The following is a 21,887-nucleotide window of genomic DNA, read 5'->3' on the forward strand; positions in this document are numbered from 1 at the left end:
TTAGCGTAGTATGTTTGTACCGATGCAGGACTACAGCGCACAGCTCAGTAAATACATGCCCGCTTCGGCCGCGCCGGTCATCTCCCGGTGGATCAATGATAGCGGATGCCTGTTCCGGATAAGCCGGGGCCGAACGTCGAAGTTGGGCGACTACCGGCCGCCGCATGACGGGAAAGGACACCGCATCTCGGTAAACCACAACCTCAACCCCTACGCATTCCTCATTACCACCGTACACGAATTTGCGCACCTGAAAACATGGAACACCTACAAGGGCAAGGTGAAACCGCACGGGCGGGAGTGGAAATCCGATTTCCGCGAGCTTATGCGCCCGTTCATCCAATCGGGCTTATTCCCGCACGATATCCAGCAGGCGATCGTCCGTTACCTGGATAATCCAGCGGCTTCCAGCTGTACGGACCTGCAGCTGTTCCGTGTACTGAAACGGTACGATACACCCGGCGAACCGACGCAAACGGTGGAACAATTGCCCGACAATACGCTATTTACACTCAAGAACGGCCGCATATTCCAGAAAAAGGAAAAAATAAGGAAACGGTACCGGTGCATTGAAGTGAAGACCCAACGGGTGTACCTTTTCAGCCCGGTAGCCGAAGTGATGGCGATTAAATAATTATTCCGTACTTTAGCAACGCTTAATTAGACAGCAAACAGCAAACAGCAAATAGCAAATAGCAAATAGCAAACAGCAACTAAAGACTAACGACTAAAAACTAAAAAACATGTATACCGGATTCAAACACCTTCACTCAACGTTGGCTTATGTGTTGCTGGCGGGATTACTGATTTCCATTGTCTATGTGCTTTTTGCGTACCTGCAAAACAAAGCGTATAACCGCAAAATGGCCTTATTGGGGTTGATATGCGCACACCTGCAACTCGTGGTGGGCCTGGCCATCTACTTCGTGTCGCCACTGGGCATCAAAGGCGCTTCCGGCGAAGCGATGAAAATCAGTACGGCCCGCCTCTACTTCCTCGAGCACCCGCTGATGATGCTTATTGCCATCGTACTGATCACCGTTGGTTATTCGAAGGCGAAGAAGCTCACCGTTGCCAAAAAACAGAACGGCACGGTACTGGCATTTTACCTCATCGCGCTGATACTCATCCTCTCGCGCATCCCCTGGCACGTGTGGCCCGCGGGGTTGGCGGGATAATTAGGTTTTTTTGTGGATTAATGGTATCTTTATCGTGTGTTTGCGAAAACACCGATGTAACCGTTATTTGCCGTTTGCGTAATTCATGCAGCGATCTCGCTGATTAATAGAGCTATCCGACTATATAAAGCAATCATCATGAAACCGAGATGTAATTAACATTGACCCCCACGGGACAATAATTAGTTACATCAAGTTCTCATCAGCAATTGAAAATTAACAGATAGATGAAAACCGTTAAACACATTCTCCACAACAAACCGGCTGGCGTGCATTCCGTTAGCCCGGATGCTTCCGTATTGGAAGCGCTGAAACTCATGATGGAAAAAAACATCAGCGCCCTGCTGGTCGTCGACGGTGGTCAGTTGAAAGGGATTTTCACGGAACGGGATTATGCCCGCAAGATCATTCTGCAGGGAAAGTCATCGAAGGATACGGCGATATGGGAGGTGATGACCCGGGATCCGCACACCATCACACCGGATGAAGCGGTTGACCAATGCATGCAGCTGATGACAAACAACCACTTCAGGCACCTGCCTGTACTGAATGAAGGCACGGTGGTCGGCATCATCTCCATCGGCGATCTGGTCAAATCGATCATCGAGGACCAACAACAGACCATCTCCCAATTGCAGAACTACATTACGAGTTAAAGGGGAAATTTATTCAGCGGAAGCTGTCGCTATTTCATGATCCGGAAGACCACCCGGAACGCAATGAGCCAAGCGATGGCCAGCAAAATCCATGATATTGCGGAAAGCAGCGTAGAGTCCTGGACGAACCGCAAAAACGTACCAACCAAACCAATCGCCACGGCGATGGCCAGCGTGACGTAGTAGTGGGTTTCGTTTGCGTTGTTTATGGTTTTCCGTGCCGGCCGTTTTTCTACTGTCGTTGACATAATAACTAACAATTTGCTGCCAAACTTAGATAAAGTTGGCTTAATTTGCAACTAAATTATTTGAAATAAAAAGTATGGAAGGTACATCTGGAATTATCGCCAAAATCCTCATCGCCCTGGTGGCGATGGAGCATTTGTATATTTTGTGGCTGGAAATGTTTGCTTGGGAAACCGCGGGTAAAAGAACTTTCAAATCCCTCCCCGGCCACCTGTTTAAGGAAACGAAAGGACTGGCTGCCAACCAAGGACTTTACAACGGTTTCCTTGCAGCCGGGCTTACCTGGTCCCTGCTTATAAACGATGTGCTGTGGCAACGCAACATCTCGTTGTTTTTCCTCGGTTGTGTCCTGGTCGCCGGAATATTCGGTGCCCTCACAGCAGACAAACGCATATTCGTCAAGCAGGGGTTGCCTGCATTAGTGGCCATGATCATGGTCTTATTGAGCTGAAACCCTACCGGCCATCGAATTACCAGCCGGAATCATTACCTTTGACACTCCAAAAAATCACGAAATGGCTTTACAAGATAATATAGACCAATCAATCAAAGCGGCTATGCTGGCCAAAGACAATGCGCGCCTCCGCGGCCTCCGTGCCATCAAGGCGGCCATCTTACTGGCCAAGACCGAAAAAGGGCCTGCCGAAGCACTTACGGAAGCTACCGAGATCAGCGTATTGCAGAAGCTGGCCAAACAGCGGCGGGAGTCGGCCGACATCTACCAACAGCAAAACCGCGATGACCTCTATGCCATCGAGATGGAAGAACTGGCCGTGATTGAGGAATTCCTGCCCAAGCAGCTCAGCCAAGCCGAGGTGGAAGACGTAGTGAAGCAGGTCATCGCCGAAACCGGTGCCGCAAGCCCCAAAGACATGGGCAAAGTAATGGGGCTGGCCAACCAGCGGCTGGCCGGACAGGCTGATGGCAAAACCATATCGGCCATCGCCAAGACGTTGCTAGCCGGAGGTTAGGTGGCGACTGCCGAAGTCCTTATCCCGCTCGTACGTGGAGATGTGGCGGTCTTTCTTACTTTCGAAAATATCATCGATGGTAATCATGATACCGGTTTCCTCGACGGTTCCGAACTCGTCGTTGATGGCCGTTCCGAACGTCATCATGGTTGATGACAGGTTCATGTACGTATTGATCAGCGGTGGGATATTCTCGCCCAAGGCACGCACGCGGCTATTCAGCAGCTTATACCCCTCCTTATAATCCAACCCGTCGAACGCGTGGTTGAACGTGGCCTCATCGCTGAAATAATGCAACGGCTTGATGGGCCACACCAACTGCTCGCGATCGGGAAAGTAGTGGTGCATGAAATAGATCAGCAGGTCGCGGGCTTCCCGGTTATAGTGTGGGTACATGGTGACCTTCCCGAACAGGTATTTCACATCGGGATTGAGTTTCACAACGGCCCCCAGGCCATCCCACAGGTTATCCAGTGAGAACAGGCCTTTGCGGTTATCTTTACCGGGCTGGTAGTTGGGTTGTACGAAAGACCGACCCAATTCGATGGTATACGGTAGGTAGTCGGCAATGAATTTGGGTGAAAAATGGAAATAATGGGCGGTCGACAGATTGATCTCTCCATGGCTGTTTACCCCCACGTCTTTGCACCTGATCAAGCGGTAACCGGCAATGATTTCCTCATCTTCCGGGTTCCATGCGATCAACTGGTCGTAGGCATCGGCACCTGTATCGTTGTCATCGAGATCCAGCGCCAAACCCGTACCTCCCCCGGCTGCCCGGAAGGTAACCTCGCGCAACCGCCCGATTTCACGCACCGTGTGCGGTGCATGGCGGTGGTTTATCAGGTAAATTTCGTTGTTGCCGTTATTGGTATACCGGATAAATGCCTCTTGCGTAAGCTCCTCTTTGATTAAATCGCTGTCAACAGGTGCTATAATCTCTTGCATATAGTTAGTTTTCAGGAGCTAAATTGTATACTGTACGTTTAACCTCATCAGCCCACTCCTTTTCACTTTTAGAGCTGTCAAAATAAGTATAAGATATTGGTTTTCCTACACGGATGGTCACTTTTTTGTTTTTCTGCTTAAACATTTCATCCGCGAGGTAAAACATTTCGATATTGGTTTTCACACCGATCGATTCCCGCAAGCGAGCGAAATTATAAAAAAAGCTGGAATTTTTCCCATCGATATAAACCGGTACGATGTCGCGATGGTATTTTTTTGCTTTGCCGATAAAGCTCTTCTTCCACTCGAGGTCCTCGATTTTCCCGTTCCGCTTGCGCGATACCAATCCGGCCGGGAAAACCAGCAGCGCCTGGTCTTGCGCATAGGCTTCTTCGATATCCCGAATGCCCTGCCGCCCTTGGGCGCCGTGTTTGTTTACCCCTACAAAAAGGGGTTGCAGGTTCTTGATGTTGAGCAAGATATCATTGACCAGAAACTTGATGTCTTGCCGGTATTTGCCCAGCGCATGCATGAAAGCTACGCCATCCAAGCCACCCAGCGGGTGATTGGAAGCGAAAATGACCCCTCCGCTCCGTGGGATGTGCTCTTCGCCGGTCAGTTCCACGATAACGCCCAGCTCACCGATCAGCGCATCCACGAAGGCTAGCCCGTGCAAATGGCCGATGTTGTCCATTACGCGGTTGATGTCATCCTCGTGCACCACCCGCTCGACGTAACGCAGCACGAAGCGCGGCATCCACCGCAGCAACCCCGGGTTCTTCTTCCGGATCACGTCACGAATGACGATGTATTTATCGTTGTTTTCCAAAACAATCTTCTCCCTACACGGCTTTCCGGGAGGCACCGCCGCCCGAAATCGATATAGCAGCCAAAAGTAGCAAAAGTTCCGATATTGTTGGGCGCTCAATAAAAAAACCGATATTAGTCGTTGAAATCGGCAAAAGCCATTATTTTTGGCAAGTGGATGGATTCATATTAAACGATTGGCTTTTTCTATCGTTTAATAAAGTAAAGAGGTGGAACAACGATCATGAATATAGGCCAAGTCATAACCGACCGCAACTATGCGGTAACGCCCACAGACAGCAAACGCTACGTCTTGGACAAGATGGCTGATTTACGGTTAGCGCAGTTGCCCGTGGTGAAAGATGATCTTTTCCTGGGGCTTATCTCGTACGAGTCGCTATCGGGCCGGGGAAATATGGATGGGCGTTTGGAGCAATTGAACGTTGCTTACCAACAGGTGCACCTCTTCGATACCCAGCATATCTATGACGCGGCACTTTTTTTCCAGGTGCACCCCCTCGACCTGCTGCCCGTGCTCGACGAAGAGCACCTGTACCTGGGGGCACTGACCCCGCTCGACGTGGTCGACGCATTGGGGCAAACCATGTCGGTAAACCACCCCGGGGGGATCATCATCCTGGAAATGGGCAACCGCGACAATGCGCTATCGCACATTGCCCATATCGTGGAAGCGGAAAACACGCAGATACTCAGTTCGTATGTACGGATGTTTGCCGACTCATCCCGCTTGGAGGTCACCATCAAAGTCAACAAGGCGGATATCTCTTCCATCGTCGCCGCTTTCCTACGGCATGACTATACGGTTAAATCGACCTATAACGACGAAAATAACCGCGACAATTCGCGCGACCGCTATGAGCAGCTGATGAATTATATCAATATGTAGCACCATGAAGATAGCGGTTTACGGAAGGGAGTTCCATCCGTCGGTGATTCCTTATGTACAGCATTTATTCGATTCGCTGACCGCCAAAGGTGCGGAGCTGTGGATATATGGCGAGTTCCAAGATTTCCTGGGGCAGCAACAGGTGGTTTGCCCACAGCAGCTGAACACCTATGCGGCGAAAGACGGATTGCCGGACGACGTGGGTTTCATGCTCAGCCTCGGGGGCGACGGCACCATGCTGGCGGCGGTTGCCATCGTGGGCGACTCGGGCATTCCGGTGGCGGGCATCAACTTCGGCAGGCTCGGTTTCCTGGCCGACATCAGCAAAGACGACATCGATGCCGCCATGGAAGCGATCCTCCGCGGGGAATACGAAATCCAGAAACGGACGCTGGTATCGGTGGAGTCTACGCAGACCACGCTGTTTGACGGAAGCCACTTTGCCCTCAACGACGTGACGCTCTTCAAATCCGACAGCTCGGCGATGATCACCGTCAACGCGCATGTAAACGGTGAGCTGCTGAATGCCTATTGGGCCGATGGGATCATTGTGGCCACCCCTACCGGATCGACGGCTTATTCATTGAGCTGCGGGGGGCCTATCCTCATGCCCGGCAGTGGCAACTTTGTGATTACGCCGATTTCGCCGCACAACCTCAATGTAAGGCCCGTGGTGATTTCGGATGAAGTGGAGCTGGACCTCGAAATCGAAAGCCGCAGCGGGAAGTTCCTGCTGTCTTGCGATTCGAAAACCACGGCTGTATCGTCGGATATCCGGCTTACCATACGCAAGGCCCACTACCAAGCCAAGTTGATACGGTTGAAAAACTACCGCTACTTCTCTACCCTCCGCAACAAATTGCTGTGGGGATTGGATGCGAGGAATTATTGATTGGGAGATGTGAGATATGAGACATTAGACGACAGACTTACGACTTACGACAAAAAAATACTTACGACTAAAAACTAATGACCCGCATCGCTACTCTGCTGCTTATTTTCCAACTACCGTTGATGGTTGCCGCCCAGGAATGGGAATTTGGCTTGCAGGGCGGTGCATCGGGCTACATGGGCGACATCAACCCCGAAAATCCGTTGGCATTCAACGATTGGGCGGCGGGTGCTTTTGCGAAGTATAACCTCAACCACACATGGGGCATCCGGGGTAATTTCGCGTACGCGAATACCTATGCCCACGATATGTATGCGCGGTCGGAACAACGCCGCGAACGGAACCTGGGTTTCTTCGGGCCTATCATGGATGCTTCGCTTTTGGTCGATTTCAATTTTTTCAAGTGGCTGCCCCAACGGGGGCGGATTGTATATACGCCCTATATCTTTGCAGGCATCGGGGTGGTTTCCTTCGACCCGAGGGTATACCTGTCTTCCCCCAGTGGATCGCCCGAGAAGGTGCACCTCCGCGAAATGCGTACCGAATACAACGTGACAGATAACCCCGATATGTATGCGCAATTTGCCTATTCCATCCCCTTTGGTGCGGGTTTCAAATACAATCTCCGCGGACCGTGGTCGGTCGGCATCGAACTGGGGTATCGCCTTGCACTCACGGATTACCTCGACGACGTGAGTGGGAATTATTCAACGGTTTCACCCACATCGCCCATCCTTCCTTTTTTGCCGCCGGGCCGAACCGTAAGTGAATGGCAGTCCCTTGCCTATGGAAATTCGCCCACCGCAGCACCGGGCACACAGCGCGGCGATGGCCGCCCATACGATTCGTTTATGACCGTAGGCATTACCCTCTCCTATACCATCTTCAGGGGCGGATGTCCGGAGTGGCAGTAAGTCACCCAAAAAATCTTAACTTTGCGCCAAATTAAGGATGGATATTAAGGACACGATTGATAGAGCAAGGCTGCCGGAACATGTGGCCATCATCATGGATGGCAACGGCCGATGGGCCAAGGAACGCGGCCAGCTACGCGTATTTGGCCACAAAAACGGTGTAAAGGCCGTGCGGGATACCGTGGAGGGGGCGGTCGAAATCGGCGTCAAATACCTGACGCTCTATGCGTTCTCTACGGAAAACTGGAACCGCCCGAAACTGGAAGTATCCGCATTGATGGAGCTGCTGGTCAACACGATCAACAAAGAGACGAAAACACTGATGGACAATGGCGTGAAACTCAATGCCATCGGCAACCTAGACCAACTGCCAAAGAAATGCTACACCCGCCTGCAGGAGGCGATGCAGACAACAGCCGGCAACACGAACTGCACCCTCACCCTCGCACTGAGTTACAGTGCCCGCTGGGAGATTACCGAGGCTGCGCGCCGCCTGGCCCGGCAGGTGCAAGCGGGCGAAATCCATCCGGACGACATCGACGAAAGCGTTGTGGCCCAGCAGTTGGCCACACGCGGCATGCCCGACCCGGAGCTCATGATACGTACCAGCGGCGAACAGCGCATCAGCAATTACCTACTCTGGCAACTGGCATATGCGGAGCTGTATTTCACCGATAAGATGTGGCCCGAGTTCCGGCGCAATGACCTTTTCGAGGCACTTGCCACCTACCAAAACCGGGAGCGGCGTTTTGGATTAACGAGTGAACAATTGGCACAGAAATAACGAATGGCTGGTGTCTCATATCTCATATCTAGTGTCTCACATCTGACAAAAAAACTCCTTTTAACAAAAATTAACAACTGTTTACCGTACTTTAGCGGCGATAAATTAGATAGATGAAGCGAATACCCCTTTTTATACTTACTACCCTATTGGCAGCCGGGAGCGCTATAGCCCAGCAACGCGGCATATCCATCGGCAATTCCGATGAATTCAGCTACCTCAACCCACAGAATTACATCATAGGTGGGGTAACGGTAAGCGGCACGGAATACCTAGATAACGATGTACTCATCACCATTTCCAAACTGGTGGTCGGCTCGCGCATCGAGGTGCCCAGCGACGCCACGTCAAACGTGGTGAAGAACCTGATGGACCAGGGCCTGTTTGACGACGTGCAGCTCTACGCGGATGCGATAAAGGGTGACTCCATTTTCTTCAATATCCACGTGGTGGAGCGCCCGCGCCTCACACGGATAGATATAGAAGGGCTCAGCAAGACACAGACGGAGGAAGTACGTAAACAGCTCAACGAAAATACCGGCAAGATCGTCAACCAGAACCTGATGAATACCACCCGGAACACGATTACCCGCTATTTGAGCGAAAAAGGGTACCTATACCCCGAAATCACCATGGCGCCGGTAAAGGACTCGGCACAGGTAAACAACCAGATACTGGTGGTGAATGTGGACCGCAACCGCAAAGTGCGGGCCCATCGCATCCATTTCACCGGCAACGAGGAATTTTCGCAGCACCAGCTCCGCAAGTTCTTCAAGGGCGTAAGGCAGCGCACGTGGTGGCGCATTACCGGACCGGGTAAATTCAAAGCCGAAAAATACAAGGAAGCCAAAGAAAAACTGATCGCCAAGATGCACGAGCATGGCTACCGCGATGCGGAAATACTGCGCGACACCTTCTATAAGCACAACAACCGGAATGTCATCGTGGACATCGACCTCTATGAGGGGCCCAAATATTATTTCGGCAACATTGCCTGGCAGGGCAACGCGAAGTATTCGGATTCCATCCTGAACATCATCCTTGGCATCAAAAAGGGCGAGGTATTCAGCGAGGAAAAACTCAACACCAAGTTGATGGGCCCGACCCGCAACAGCGACGACATCTCTTCGTTGTACCTCAACGATGGCTACCTCACCTTCACCGTGGATCCGGTACAGACCAAGATATACAACGATACCATTGATTTGGACCTGCGCATCTATGAAGGCGCACAATTCACCATCAACGACATCATCCTGAAAGGCAACGACGTGACCAACGACCGGGTGCTGCTGCGCGAAATCCATACGAAGCCGGGGCAGAAATTCTCTAAAGAGCTGTTGATGCGCAGTACGCGGCAGATCGCCCAGTTGGGGAACTTCGACGAACAAAAAACAAACCCGGTACCTACCAACCTTAATCACGCCGACGGGACCGTGGATATTGAATACAATGTAGTGGAAAAACCGGCCGACCAGGTGGAGCTATCCGGTGGTTTCGGTGCCGGCCAGGTAATCGGTACGTTGGGGCTTTCGTTCAACAATTTCTCTACGCGCAACCTGTTCGATAAAACGGCTTGGAAGCCGCTGCCGAGAGGCGACGGACAGAAACTGAGCATCCGCGGGCAAACCAGCGGCAAGCGTTACCAGTCGTACAGCTTCTCTTTCTCGGAGCCTTGGCTGGGTGGGAAAAAACCGATTTACTTTGGCGTAAGTGCCTTCACTTCTTCTTCTTCCTACGGCGGCTTCGATTACTATACCGGGCGCCAGATTGTGGGCGACTCCGAGCTGAACAGGATATGGATGAATGGGGTAACCGTGAGCTTGGGTAAGCGCCTGCAATGGCCCGACAACTATTTCCAGTTGAACTATTCGCTCGGCTTCCAGCAATACAAACTCCAGAACTATCCGGGCTTCCTATTCGAAAACGGCAAATCGTACAACATCAACCTGACGCAGGAAATCAGCCGGAACTCGGTAGACCAGCCGATTTACCCGACCTCCGGTTCGCACTTGAAGTTGACCATACAGGTAACCCCGCCCTACTCTACGTTCAATAACATCAACTACCCTACGGCACCCGATGATGAACGCTATAAATGGACGGAATACCACAAGTGGAAGTTCGATTCGCAGTGGTACACCCGCATCACCGGCAAGCTGGTGCTGAAGGCACAGGCGCAATTCGGTTTCCTGGGTTCGTATACCAGTGCCACGGGGCAATCGGCCTTCGAGCGGTTCAAACTGGGCGGCGACGGGATGATGGGCTTCGACTTCCTCCAAGGGTCTGAAATCATCGCCATGCGCGGCTATGCCAACGGCATGGTGGTTCCCGATGGGTCGGACGTAGGCATCGCCCGTAACTCGGGCAGCCCCATTTACAATAAATACCAATTGGAGCTGCGCCATCCGGTGATGCTGAATGACCAGGCCACCGTATTCGTGCTGGCCTTTGCCGAGGGTGGCAATACATGGAATAACTTCCGCGATTTCAACCCCTTTAAAGTACGCCGGTCGGTGGGCGTGGGTGCCCGTATATTCCTCCCCATCTTCGGGTTGCTGGGAATCGATTACGGCCATGCCTTCGACCCCATACCGGGCGTGCCTTCCAGCACGTGGCGGCAGAACTTCACGTTCAGCATCATGCAGCAAATGGGCGGATTCAACTAAATATATGTGATATATAAAAAAATGGAATTACTTTTGCAGTCGTTATATTCCATCACCAATACGTAGTACGATGAGCATGAAAAAATTAGCAAGTATATTGGTACTGTCTGTAGTTGCCTCTACCGCAGCAATGGCCCAACGGTTTGCTTATGTGGATACCGAGTACATCCTGAAACACATACCGGAGTACCTCGCGGCACAAAAGCAGCTGGATGCCCTCTCGGTGCAATGGCAGGAAGAAGTGGATAACCGCTTTGCCGATATCGAAGGTTTATACAAAAAATACCAGGAAGACCAGGTGCTCCTCAGCGAGGAAATGCGCCGCAAGCGGGAGGATGAGATCGTACTGAAAGAGCGGGAAGCACGGGAATTTCAACGCCAGAAATTCGGCTTTGAAGGCGACCTGTTCCAGGAGCGTGTTAAGCTGGTGCAACCGATACAAGACCGGGTAGCACAGGCCATACAGGCAATCGCCACAGACCAGGGCCTGGACATCGTGCTGGACAAAGGAAGCGAGGTAACGTTCCTCTATGCCAACCCCCGGTTGGATAAAAGCGATGACATCATCACCCGCCTAGGATATAAACCGGATCCTTCCCTTGCGGATAAGTAATCCATTTTGTATCATTGCCCAACTTTTTAAAAAATTAAAGGACAACAAACGTATAATCAAAACAGGGGAAGCAAACAATCCCTAAACAACTAGTAAAAATCAAAATGGATAGCATGAAAAATTTGTTTAAAGGTGCAGTGGTGGTTGCAGTGCTGTTTTTATCAACCGGACTCGTAAGCGCACAACAGAAAATCGGCCATATCAATTCGAATGAGATCATCCAGGAGATGGCCGAATTCAAAGCGGCCCAGACCGAATTTGAGACACTCCAAAAAGCCAAGGAAGGTGAATTGCAACAGATGGGAGCAGCATACCAACAGAAAATAACAGCTGCGCAAGAGCTGCAACGCAACCGCAGCGAGGCCAACAAAGACTCGGTCGACAGCCAGTTGCAAGGCATTACCGTAGAACTGGGCGAACTTGAACGCCGCATCAATGAAGTGCAGCAGATAGCCCAAGAAGAACTACAAAAAAAGAATGAGGAGTTGTTTGCTCCCATCGTACAGAAAGCCAATACGGCGATACAAAGCGTGGCAAAGGAAAAAGGGTATGCGTATGTATTTGACATCGCCAATCCCGGCATCTCTTATTTTGCCGGTGGCGATGACCTGACCGCCGACGTAAAAACAAAACTAGGCATAACGGCAACGCCGTAACTGCCGATTGAACGATAACGACTAAGTAAGCGGGACGTGTCTGCAACACGTCCCGCTTTTTTGTATAATCCATCTAAATAATTTATTATGCTTGCATAGTATTGCGAATTGCTTACCTTCGTAGTAAGCGCCACTGCACGCATGTAAACTTGTTTATGATGATAAGCCAAGTTATTTTCGCAACCGTATTATTAGCTGCCATCGCGTTAGCCACCTCCAATGCGCGGAAAATCATCGGCAACATCCGGATGGGTCGGGCCGAGCGCCGTGGTGGCCAACCTGCACAGCGGTTCAAGACGATGTTGCTGGTAGCATTCGGGCAGAAGAAAATGTTCAAGCGGCCGTTCGCTGCACTGCTGCACTTATTTGTATACCTGGGCTTCTGCATCATCAACATCGAGATGCTCGAAATCGTCATCGATGGACTGTTCGGCACGCACCGTGCGTTTGCGGGCATGGGTATATTTTATGCCTTTCTCATTGCGGCTTTCGAATGGCTCGCCCTCGCAGTGTTGGTGGGCTGCGTGGTTTTCCTCGCCCGCCGCAACATCGCCCGCGTGAAGCGCTTTTCAGGCACGGAGATGACCCCGTGGCCGCGCACCGATGCCAACCTCATCCTCGTTGCAGAAATACTGCTGATGGCGGCCTTTCTCACCATGAATGCGGCCGACCACAAACTGCAACTGCTTGGCGTAGCCCATTACACGGAGGCCGGTGCTTTTCCGGTAAGTGGATGGCTGCTGCCGCTGCTGCCGGATAACACGGCAACGCTCATGGCCATTGAACGGGGCTGCTGGTGGTTCCACATCGTTGGCGTACTGCTCTTCCTCAACTACCTCCCCTACTCCAAACACTTGCATATCCTGCTGGCATTCCCGAACACGTATTTTTCGAACCTATATCCCAAAGGGCGTTTTACGAGTATGGACAGCGTGACCAACGAGGTGAAGGCCATGCTCGATCCGGCTTATACACCGACTGAAACGGCGGTACCCGCACGGTTTGGGGCCAAGGACGTGCAGGACCTGACGTGGAAAAACCTGCTGGAGGCCTATACCTGTACGGAGTGCGGACGCTGTACAGCGGTATGCCCGGCAAACATGACCGGCAAGCTGCTGTCGCCCCGGAAGATCATGATGGATACGCGCGACCGGATGGTGGAGGTGGGTTCAACCATACGTAAGAACAAAGGCTTCCAGGAAGATGGGAAGTCCTTGCTTGACGATTACGTAAGCCGCGAGGAAATCTGGGCTTGCACCACGTGCAACGCGTGTGTAGAGGCGTGCCCTGTCAACATCAACCCGCTGGAGATTATCGTTGAGTTGCGGCGCTATGCCGTGATGGAGGAATCGCAAGCGCCTGCCAACTTGAATGCGATGTTTGGCAACGTGGAAAACAACGGAGCACCCTGGAAATACGCCCAGGCGGACCGGGCCAACTGGGTTGATAATGGTTAATGGTTAATGGTTAATGGTCAATTATGACTAACGACGACTTATGACTAACGACTAACGACTAACGATAAAAGCAAAGAGCAAAAAGCAAAGAGCTATGAAAATACCAACAATGGCCGAGCTGGTGGCCAAGGGGGAGACCGCAGATATTCTCTTCTGGGTGGGCTGCGCGGGTAGCTTTGATGAGCGTGCGCAGCGCATTACAAGGGATATATGCAGGATTTTGCAACATGTGGGCGTCCGGTATGCTATAATGGGTACGGAGGAGAGCTGCACGGGCGATCCGGCAAAACGGGCAGGCAATGAATTTCTCTTCCAGATGCAGGCGATGGCCAATATCCAGGTACTCGATGGTTATGAAGTGAAAAAAATCGTCACCGCCTGCCCGCATTGCTTCAATACCATCAAAAACGAATACCCGGACCTCGGTGGGCATTACGAAGTAATCCACCATACCGAATTGATACAGCAACTGATCGAGGAGGGGAAGCTGATAGCGGCCGGTGGGGAATCCTTCAAGGGACGTCGCATTACGTACCACGACCCCTGCTACCTCGGGCGAGGCAATGATGTATATGAAGCACCCCGGAAAGCATTGGAAAGCCTGGATGCGCAACTGGTGGAGATGAAACGTTGCCGCAGCAACGGCCTCTGCTGCGGAGCCGGGGGGGCACAACTATTTAAAGAGCCCGAAAAGGGCAACAAAGACATCAACGTAGAGCGTGTGGAAGAAGCCCTCGAAACACAACCCGAAATCATCGCCGCGGCCTGTCCGTTCTGCATGACCATGCTACGTGACGGCGTAAAAGCAAAAGATAAAGAGCAGGAAGTGGAAGTACTCGATATTGCCGAAATAACGGCACGGGCGAATGGATTTCGTTGACAATCCCCTTCTCGGAGATTGACCCTTATCAATGCAACAACCAAAACATCACATACACCGTGGCCATGGCAGTCGTACCGATGATCAATGTACCGGTAGTATGCAGCTTGTAACCGATTTTCACCTCCATCTTGGTCATCTGGGTAAACACCCAGAAGAAGCTGTCGTTGACATGCGACACCACTAACGACCCCGCTCCTATTGCTATAACCACCAAGGCCTTATCCAGCTCGCTTATGAAACCCAGTGCATCCATCAATGGCGCTGTTACGGATGCGGCGGTAATCAATGCGACCGTGGAAGAACCTTGGGCACTTTTCAACGCCGCTGCCAGCAGGAAAGGGAGTAAAATACCGAGATTGGACGAGGTGAGCAGGTCGCCCAACGTGTTCACCACCCCCGAATTTTGTAATATGGCACCAAAGATACCCCCCGCACCCGTCACCATGATGATCGTTGCCGAATCGGTGAGCGCTTCGTTGACCCAGCCGTCGGTAGACAGCATCTGCTTGTCTAATTTTTTCGGAAGCAATAGACAAAATGCAAAACCGACCAGCAGTGCGATCACCGGTTCACCGAAGAAGTCCAGAAATTGCCCCAGATATACCTGCCAACCCTCGGCCGTGAGATATGTGGAAAGCGACTTTCCGATAATCAATAAAATAGGAACGATGATGGGTAACGACGAACCAAATAAACTTGGCCGGTAAGCATCGGCAACTTCTTCCGGTTCTTCAATCTCGCCCGGATCGATATAAACCTTTGCAGCCACCTTATGGGCAAAGAGCAGACCTGCGGCTAGGGCCATACCAGCGGCAATCATGCCGAGCCCCATCACGATGCCCAGGTCGGCATTGAGTATGCCCGCAGCCGCAATCGGCCCCGGTGTAGGGGGCACCAATGCATGGGTGCAAGACAACCCCAGGCCCAATGCAACAGCCGTACCTGCCAACGAAAGGCCAGCTTTTTTGGTGAGGCTCTTATTAAGCGACGAAAGCAACACGAATGCACTATCAGAGAAAACCGGAATAGAGATAATGTAACCGATAACACCCATGGCGGTAATTACCCGTTTCTTCCCGACAAATGCCAGCATATTGGCGGCGAGTACCATGGCGCCACCGGATTTCTCTAAGAATGCGCCAATTAAAATACCCAAAATGATGACCAGCCCGATTTTACCGATGGTACCGCCAAAACCGTCCTGTATGGAGCGGATGACATCTACGGAATCCATGCCGCTTACCAACCCCAACACGATACTGACCAGCAAAAGGGACAGAAAGGGATGCAACTTCAATTTGGTGATCAGCAATACGATGGCGGCGATGCTGAGTAGAATGGTGATAATGGCCATAAAATGGTCTCTTAATACGTTATAAAAGGTTTTCCCCGCAAAATACGTAAAAGAAGCCTGGCTTTTTTACAAAACTTGCAAAAAAAGCACGCTACTGGTTTCCGGTGGTGGCAGGCGCGCCTATCGCGACTTCAAACGGCAATACAGAAAGTCGATAACAACCTTCATTGTCACCCGATGACGTTTAAATAATCTAAGAATCACGTTCTTATAAACAACGACGGCACGGTGGGGTAATTGGCTATCGCCTTAGTGAGGCTGGGCCTGAATATTTTCTCGAAAAATGATTTGTGGGGCCGGGCAAATACCAGCAGGTCCAGTCCGTCCGCTTTGATCTCCTGGGTTACGGCGTTGATATCCACTTTCTCTACCGGCATAGCCCGGCACGACACTGCCCAATCCGGAAATGCCGCCTCGACTTTCCGTTGCCACCGGGCAAGTTCTTTCTCGGGTGCGTTTTCGCCTTCTTTATAGAAATGGAGCATCGACAGGTGCGGCCGAAGATTGATTGATTGCTGTAGCGTCATCAACGCGTCCAGCTCATGGTCATCGTAGGCAGTAAAGAATCCTACCCGCTGAAACGAAAAATCGGGCGTATCTATCGGGACCACCAGCACCGGTATGGGCGACTTCTTGATGACTTCATAGGTGGTGCTGCCCAATATACTTTCCGTAATATTGGTAACACCCTTGGTCCCCATGACCACCAATGAATTTTCGTTCCTTTTGAGCTTGTGCGTTACCACATCAATCATGAAACCCTTTACACATTCACCTTCGATAGCTACACCGGGGAATTGGTTGTTGAGCGTCTCCACCAGGTGTTTCATCGCCGCCGCCGATTCGGTCTCCGCCAATTTGATCTGCTTCACACTATTGCCCTCCTCGCCGAAGCCGGCGTATAAGGCGATGTATACATGCAGCAATTGCACTTTTTGATTCGAGGCGCCGGCCAATGCACAGGCATATACGGCAGCTACAAATGCATTTTCCGAAAAGTCGGTGGGGACCAATATGGTTTTCATTCGAAAATAATTTTGTTCTTTACGGCCTCATGGAACCTGCATTTCCACCGCCTTTTTGTGTCAGGCACTGACAGGGCAGGTTTCATCTATTAACGATTTAATGATAAGCGGCTATATGGAGCCCTTAACGATCAAATGTAGTCAAACTTAGCTAAAGTTGTCTTCATATGCAAATAGTGCCGCCCGGCCGCCTTCGCTACCCCCAGGGGCTCTTGAACCCATGCGCTTCCAGCACATCCGCCGGCACACCGTCCCACACACCGGGTCGGTTGCCCACGTAACCGATATCTTTCACCCCGATTTCGCTGGTAAAAAAGCCCGATGCAGTGAGATTACGCATCAAGCTGAAAAATGACACGCCCTGCGCCATCTCCGGCTTTGCTTTTGCGGGATACGCGATCTCATCGACCAATTGCAACCGCTGGGTATTGTCACATTCCACGAAGGCGCTCCCGTACCTCCGCTGGCACTGCACATCCAACCATTTGAGTCCGCCGCGCATCGGCGTTTGGTAGGATGGGATATCTTTCACCATAAACTCGATAAAATCCGGCACACCTGCATCGGTGGCACTGCCCGATGTCCCGTCGGCAGGTATGATGATGTCTGCCAACACGCCGATGGTGGTCAATTCATGGGCCGAGAAAAACTGTTCCCCCGCCATCCGTGTGTTACGCGCATGCTCGATGTCCGTAACGCCGGGTAATTTCTCACCTACGGCGGTGGCTTCTTCTTTCGCTCCCTTCGGACCGCAGGAATCCAGTAGCAGCGCCCCGCCCGCCGCTGCGAGACCGAGTGCCTTTAAGGAATCTCTTCTGTTCATATCCGTCGTTGTTTGTTTATCCGATATTCAGTTTGTTCCGTTGTTCTAAGATGTACTCCGCCGTCCGCATCGACAACGCAAGGATGGTCCATGTGAGGTTTTTATCGCCCTGCTGCACGAATGGCCCGGCATCGACCACGAACACATTCTTACAGTCGTGGGCCTGCCCCCATTTATTGAGCACCGATTTCTTGGCGTCATCGCCCATCCGCGTGGTTCCACCTTCATGGATGATTTTGCCGGGGGCTTCCAATCCATACGACGTTTCCGGTCCGGGCATCGGCGATGTGACAATGGCCCCCATTTCATGGAGTATTTCGCGGAATGTCTCCTGCATGTGCTTAGCTTGTGCCACCTCCTCATGGGCCCACTTGTAGTGGAAGCGGAGCACGGGGATACCGTATTTGTCTACACGTGCGGGGTCTATCTCACAATAGTTATCGTACCGTGCCAGTGCTGTACCCCTGCCGGCCATGCCCACGCTAGCACCATAAAAGCGGCGGTAGTCGTCCTTGAGGGCCGCACCATACCCGCCTTGCTCACGCTGCCCGCCGTCTTTGGTGGGCACCAGGTGATTGACATGGGGCACCCAGTCCGTGAACCCGTAGGACGGCATGTGCAGTCCGCCGCCATATTCGATGTGATATCCCCGGGGGAAATCGAGCTTCCGGTTATCTTCCCACCACGGCGAATAGATATGCACGCTGCCCACACCGTCTTCATTGTACCGCTTCCGATCCAGCAACTGCGGCAGGAAACCGCCTGCGCTGGCGCCCGTGGAATCGTGCAGGTACCGCCCCACCAGTCCGCTGCTGTTGCCTAGTCCACCCGGATGCGCGGCCGATTTCGAGTTCAGCATGAGGCGTGCGCTTTCACAGGCGCTCGCCCCCAGCACCACCAGCTTACCGCGTACTGCATGTTCCTGAAGATCCCGGGTATCTACATAAGATACACCCGTAGCCCGCCCTTCGTCGTCGGTGAGTACTTCGCGCACCATCGCGTTATCGATAACCGTTAGGTTACCCGTTTTCATTGCCGGCATGACCAGGCAGGAAGAGGACGAAAAATCACCGTATACGCGGCACGACCTGCCGCATTGGCCACAGTAGAAACAGGTGCCGCGACCTTCCACGCCCGGTAACGCTTCGGTGAGCACCGAGCCACGACCGGCTATAACCGGTACGCCAGCGCGCTCGGCGCCGCGTCTGATATACAGTTCATTGAGCCGGGGTTTTGGTGGTTTCAAGAAGATGCCATCCGGCTCGTTATGTATGCCTTCTACCGTACCGTATATGCCGATCATCCGGTCGATACGGTCATAATAAGGTTTTATCTCGTCGTACGTGATGGGCCATTCATCGGTGACGCCATCGGTCGGTTTAAAATCATCGGGCCCCATGCGCAAGGAAATACGGCCCCAGTGGTTGGTTCGGCCACCCAGCATCCTCGCCCTAAACCAGTCAAACGAAGTGCCTGCAGCATGTGTATAAGGCTCCCCATCGAGTTGCCAGCCGCCATAGGCAGCATCAAAATCACCGAAAGGACGGACCGTTCCCGCTCCGCGACGGGGCGACTCCCACGGCCACCGCATTTGCAACGCATCTTTTGCTGGATCAAAAAAAGGACCGGCCTCCAGCATCAGCACGTTCAGTCCGGCGTTGGCCAACACATAACCCGTCATGCCCCCTCCCGCACCGGAACCCACTACAATCGCGTCATAGACGGTCGGGTTCGTTTTGATCTGATAAGAAATCATCAATATGTCTATTTATAATTGTTTATGTTTAGTTCGCACATCTGTACCCTGCCTGCACCAACCCATTGGCGCCCAAATATAAAATTTATTGGCAATAATTGCCAAAGAAAAGCTAAAACGATTATCCTAACGGCGGACATAACGCACCACGGACAAACGCGGTGCACCTGGTAATTGATCAGTAATTGGCCTTGAGGAAATCAGCGAGTTTGGCTACGGCAATGGCCCGGTGGCTGATGGCATTTTTCTCGGCGGAGGTCATCTCGGCGAATGTCTTCTGATGGCCGGTTGGCGTAAACAAGGGATCGTAACCGAACCCGCCACTGCCTTGGCGCCCGTAGCCGATTTTCCCGGCTACGGTGCCTTCAAAGAAATGCTCCTCGTTCCCTATGCGGAGGGATATAACGGTACGGAAACGGGCATCCCGGCCGGGTCTATCGCCCAACCGCTGCAACAGTAGATCGATATTCCTTTCCATATCCCGCGTACCCGAGTAGCGGGCGGAATATACGCCAGGTTCATTACCCAACGCGGCCACTTCCAGACCGGAGTCATCGGCAAAACAATCGCATCCATACCGTGTGTATAGGTAGGTGCTTTTTTGCGAGGCATTCGCTTCGAATGTATCGCCCGTTTCGGGGATATCGTCCACGCAGCCGATATCGGCCAGTGTACGGATGTCAAATTTATCGCCAACAACGGCCTGTACTTCTTCCAGCTTATGGGCATTGTTGGTAGCAAAGACCAGTTGAATCATATCAACAAACGTTTAATGGTGGTCCAGAAAATCTGCTTCTTCTCAGTGTCGACCAATAGATCGTCAAAAGCGTGGGTATGAAAAACGGTAACGCCATCCTGTTGCGGCCATACGAACGATGTGCCAAGATTGACAACCACGCGGGGGTTAAAGAACACCGCAAGATCCGTAACCGACGGCGATGACGCTAGTTTAGCCAGGTTCACGACAGCCACATCATCCACAGCCAGTTTCAACGCGCCCAACGTTTTCACGAACGCATCCATCGCCGCTCCCGACATCCACTCGTGCTGCTTTTCGTCGGTGAGGAATAAATAATTCCTCCTATTCTGGCCACTATAGGGAAATTGGAGCCCGGGCGTAGGCTTATGGTCGACGGAGACATCCATGGGCTCCACAGCCGCTCCCTCGATCATACTGCCCATTCCATCTTCCACATCAAAAATCGTTTCCGTCATGAGGTAACGAAGCGCAATGGGGTCAACCGTATGTATGGTAGGCAACGACATTTTTTTTGTTTTTTGCAGTTTGCTTTGCGCTATTTGCTAATCCGAGTCATCTGCGTTCCGTCACCAAGCCAACTACTGCCCCAGTATCCACGCAAAGATCAGCGGTGCAACGATGGTGGCATCGGATTCAACAATATATTTGGGTGTATGGATGTCCAACTTACCCCACGTTATTTTCTCGTTGGGCACAGCCCCCGAGTATGACCCGTAAGACGTGGTGGAGTCCGATATCTGACAGAAATAACTCCAAAAAGGGATATTCTCCATCTCCATGTCTTGGTACAGCATGGGCACCACGCATATCGGGAAGTCGCCGGCTATGCCGCCCCCGATCTGGAAAAAGCCAACACCCTTGCCCCCGGAATTTTTGATATACCAGTCAGAAAGGTAGACCATATATTCAATGCCGCTTTTCATCGTGGTAGCTTTCAGCTCTCCCTTTATGACGTATGACGCAAAAATATTGCCCATGGTACTGTCTTCCCAACCCGGCACCACAATAGGCAGGTTTTTTTCGGCAGCTGCCAACATCCATGAGTTTTTCGGGTCTATCTCGTAGTACTGCTGCAACACGCCGCTATTGAGCAATTTGTACATGTACTCATGCGGGAAATACCGCTCCCCTGCCAACTCCGCATCCTTCCATATCTTGTGGATATGCTGCTGTATCCTGCGGAATGCTTCCTCTTCGGGAATACAGGTATCCGTAACCCGGTTATAGTGGTTTTCCAGCAGATCCCACTCGTCCTGCGGACTTAGGTCGCGGTAATGCGGCACGCGCTTATAATGTGAATGGGCAACGAGGTTCATGATATCTTCTTCGAGGTTTGCACCGGTACAGCTGATGATGGACACTTTATCCTCCCTGATCATTTCGGCGAGCGAAATGCCTAGTTCGGCCGTACTCATCGCACCTGCGAGGGTAATCATCATTTTACCGCCCGCATCGAGGTGTGCCTCGTAGCCTTTGGCGGCGTCGACCAATGCGGCCGCGTTGAAATGCAGGTAATTCTTTTCGATAAATTGGGAAATCGCCCCCTTTTCTTTGCTCATCGTTTATATTATGCTTGATTTACGGTTAC

Annotated in this window: 24 protein-coding genes; 14 read left to right on the plus strand and 10 right to left on the minus strand. The window is 51.9% G+C overall.

What is annotated here, in order from left to right; translation table 11 throughout:
* Positions 1–10 precede the first annotated feature (10 nt).
* From ACEVG1_RS10940 to ACEVG1_RS10950, 3 genes are all read left to right on the plus strand, one after another.
* Complete coding sequence (locus ACEVG1_RS10940) at positions 11–634, plus strand: sprT domain-containing protein (RefSeq protein ID WP_374743706.1); 624 nt, start codon at positions 11–13, stop codon at positions 632–634.
* A gap of 109 nt (positions 635–743) precedes the next feature.
* Positions 744–1,178, plus strand: coding sequence for a hypothetical protein (locus ACEVG1_RS10945; protein ID WP_374743707.1), 435 nt, complete (start codon positions 744–746; stop codon positions 1,176–1,178).
* 227 nt (positions 1,179–1,405) lie between these two features.
* Positions 1,406–1,834 (plus strand): CBS domain-containing protein, encoded by a 429-nt coding sequence (locus ACEVG1_RS10950; protein ID WP_374743708.1) that lies wholly within the window; start codon positions 1,406–1,408, stop codon positions 1,832–1,834.
* A gap of 29 nt (positions 1,835–1,863) precedes the next feature.
* Here ACEVG1_RS10950 and ACEVG1_RS10955 read toward each other — a convergent pair whose 3' ends face one another.
* Positions 1,864–2,082: a hypothetical protein gene (locus tag ACEVG1_RS10955; protein WP_374743709.1), complete on the minus strand. Its 219-nt coding sequence runs from the start codon at positions 2,080–2,082 to the stop codon at positions 1,864–1,866.
* 74 nt (positions 2,083–2,156) lie between these two features.
* Between ACEVG1_RS10955 and ACEVG1_RS10960 the strand changes: the two genes are divergently transcribed.
* Together ACEVG1_RS10960 and ACEVG1_RS10965 are read left to right on the plus strand one after the other, a co-directional pair.
* Positions 2,157–2,531, plus strand: a complete 375-nt coding sequence (locus ACEVG1_RS10960; RefSeq protein WP_374743710.1) for a DUF1304 domain-containing protein — start codon at positions 2,157–2,159, stop codon at positions 2,529–2,531.
* 64 nt (positions 2,532–2,595) lie between these two features.
* The gene (locus tag ACEVG1_RS10965; protein WP_374743711.1) at positions 2,596–3,051 is read left to right on the plus strand and encodes a GatB/YqeY domain-containing protein; all 456 of its coding nucleotides are present in this window, start codon (positions 2,596–2,598) and stop codon (positions 3,049–3,051) included.
* On the opposite strand, the gene ACEVG1_RS10970 is transcribed toward ACEVG1_RS10965, so the two are convergent.
* Together ACEVG1_RS10970 and ACEVG1_RS10975 are read right to left on the minus strand one after the other, a co-directional pair.
* Positions 3,037–3,999: a GNAT family N-acetyltransferase gene (locus tag ACEVG1_RS10970; RefSeq protein WP_374743712.1), complete on the minus strand. Its 963-nt coding sequence runs from the start codon at positions 3,997–3,999 to the stop codon at positions 3,037–3,039. The genes ACEVG1_RS10965 and ACEVG1_RS10970 overlap by 15 nt on opposite strands.
* A gap of 4 nt (positions 4,000–4,003) precedes the next feature.
* A complete protein-coding gene (locus ACEVG1_RS10975; protein WP_374743713.1) occupies positions 4,004–4,927 on the minus strand; it encodes a 1-acyl-sn-glycerol-3-phosphate acyltransferase in 924 nt (307 codons plus the stop codon).
* 123 nt (positions 4,928–5,050) lie between these two features.
* Between ACEVG1_RS10975 and ACEVG1_RS10980 the strand changes: the two genes are divergently transcribed.
* From ACEVG1_RS10980 to ACEVG1_RS11020, 9 genes are all read left to right on the plus strand, one after another.
* Positions 5,051–5,713, plus strand: coding sequence for a CBS domain-containing protein (locus ACEVG1_RS10980; protein ID WP_374743714.1), 663 nt, complete (start codon positions 5,051–5,053; stop codon positions 5,711–5,713).
* A 4-nt stretch (positions 5,714–5,717) separates the two neighbouring features.
* A complete protein-coding gene (locus tag ACEVG1_RS10985; RefSeq protein WP_374743715.1) occupies positions 5,718–6,605 on the plus strand; it encodes an NAD kinase in 888 nt (295 codons plus the stop codon).
* A gap of 77 nt (positions 6,606–6,682) precedes the next feature.
* Complete coding sequence (locus ACEVG1_RS10990; protein WP_374743716.1) at positions 6,683–7,519, plus strand: DUF6089 family protein; 837 nt, start codon at positions 6,683–6,685, stop codon at positions 7,517–7,519.
* A gap of 37 nt (positions 7,520–7,556) precedes the next feature.
* Positions 7,557–8,303, plus strand: coding sequence for an isoprenyl transferase (locus ACEVG1_RS10995; RefSeq protein ID WP_374743717.1), 747 nt, complete (start codon positions 7,557–7,559; stop codon positions 8,301–8,303).
* A gap of 113 nt (positions 8,304–8,416) precedes the next feature.
* Entirely contained in the window at positions 8,417–10,972 is a 2,556-nt protein-coding gene (gene bamA / locus ACEVG1_RS11000) for an outer membrane protein assembly factor BamA (RefSeq protein ID WP_374743718.1), read from the plus strand.
* A 76-nt stretch (positions 10,973–11,048) separates the two neighbouring features.
* The gene (locus ACEVG1_RS11005) at positions 11,049–11,585 is read left to right on the plus strand and encodes an OmpH family outer membrane protein (RefSeq protein ID WP_374743719.1); all 537 of its coding nucleotides are present in this window, start codon (positions 11,049–11,051) and stop codon (positions 11,583–11,585) included.
* 113 nt (positions 11,586–11,698) lie between these two features.
* Entirely contained in the window at positions 11,699–12,241 is a 543-nt protein-coding gene (locus tag ACEVG1_RS11010; RefSeq protein ID WP_374743720.1) for an OmpH family outer membrane protein, read from the plus strand.
* A 158-nt stretch (positions 12,242–12,399) separates the two neighbouring features.
* Positions 12,400–13,698, plus strand: coding sequence for a 4Fe-4S dicluster domain-containing protein (locus ACEVG1_RS11015; protein WP_374743774.1), 1,299 nt, complete (start codon positions 12,400–12,402; stop codon positions 13,696–13,698).
* Positions 13,699–13,792: 94 nt separating this feature from the next.
* Entirely contained in the window at positions 13,793–14,578 is a 786-nt protein-coding gene (locus tag ACEVG1_RS11020) for a (Fe-S)-binding protein (protein ID WP_374743721.1), read from the plus strand.
* A 28-nt stretch (positions 14,579–14,606) separates the two neighbouring features.
* Here the strand turns inward: ACEVG1_RS11020 and ACEVG1_RS11025 are convergent, their stop codons facing one another.
* The 7 genes from ACEVG1_RS11025 to ACEVG1_RS11055 form a co-directional block, all read right to left on the minus strand.
* Positions 14,607–15,935 carry a GntP family permease gene (locus ACEVG1_RS11025; RefSeq protein ID WP_374743722.1) on the minus strand — a complete coding sequence of 443 codons (1,329 nt, stop codon included), beginning with the start codon at positions 15,933–15,935 and terminating at the stop codon, positions 14,607–14,609.
* A 200-nt stretch (positions 15,936–16,135) separates the two neighbouring features.
* Positions 16,136–16,960: a universal stress protein gene (locus ACEVG1_RS11030; RefSeq protein ID WP_374743723.1), complete on the minus strand. Its 825-nt coding sequence runs from the start codon at positions 16,958–16,960 to the stop codon at positions 16,136–16,138.
* Positions 16,961–17,156: 196 nt separating this feature from the next.
* On the minus strand, positions 17,157–17,783 hold the full coding sequence (locus ACEVG1_RS11035; RefSeq protein ID WP_374743724.1) for a gluconate 2-dehydrogenase subunit 3 family protein: 627 nt from the start codon (positions 17,781–17,783) through the stop codon (positions 17,157–17,159).
* A gap of 16 nt (positions 17,784–17,799) precedes the next feature.
* Positions 17,800–19,539, minus strand: a complete 1,740-nt coding sequence (locus ACEVG1_RS11040) for a GMC family oxidoreductase (RefSeq protein WP_374743725.1) — start codon at positions 19,537–19,539, stop codon at positions 17,800–17,802.
* 178 nt (positions 19,540–19,717) lie between these two features.
* Positions 19,718–20,296 carry an RdgB/HAM1 family non-canonical purine NTP pyrophosphatase gene (gene rdgB / locus ACEVG1_RS11045; RefSeq protein ID WP_374743726.1) on the minus strand — a complete coding sequence of 193 codons (579 nt, stop codon included), beginning with the start codon at positions 20,294–20,296 and terminating at the stop codon, positions 19,718–19,720.
* A complete protein-coding gene (locus ACEVG1_RS11050; RefSeq protein WP_374743727.1) occupies positions 20,293–20,805 on the minus strand; it encodes a hypothetical protein in 513 nt (170 codons plus the stop codon). Before ACEVG1_RS11050 ends, rdgB begins: the two co-directional genes overlap by 4 nt.
* Positions 20,806–20,877: 72 nt before the next feature.
* Positions 20,878–21,858, minus strand: coding sequence for a deoxyhypusine synthase family protein (locus ACEVG1_RS11055; RefSeq protein ID WP_374743728.1), 981 nt, complete (start codon positions 21,856–21,858; stop codon positions 20,878–20,880).
* Positions 21,859–21,887: the final 29 nt, after the last annotated feature.

The sequence above is a fragment of the Parapedobacter sp. 2B3 genome, from assembly GCF_041925275.1.
Classification (GTDB): Bacteria; Bacteroidota; Bacteroidia; order Sphingobacteriales; family Sphingobacteriaceae; genus Parapedobacter; species Parapedobacter pyrenivorans_A.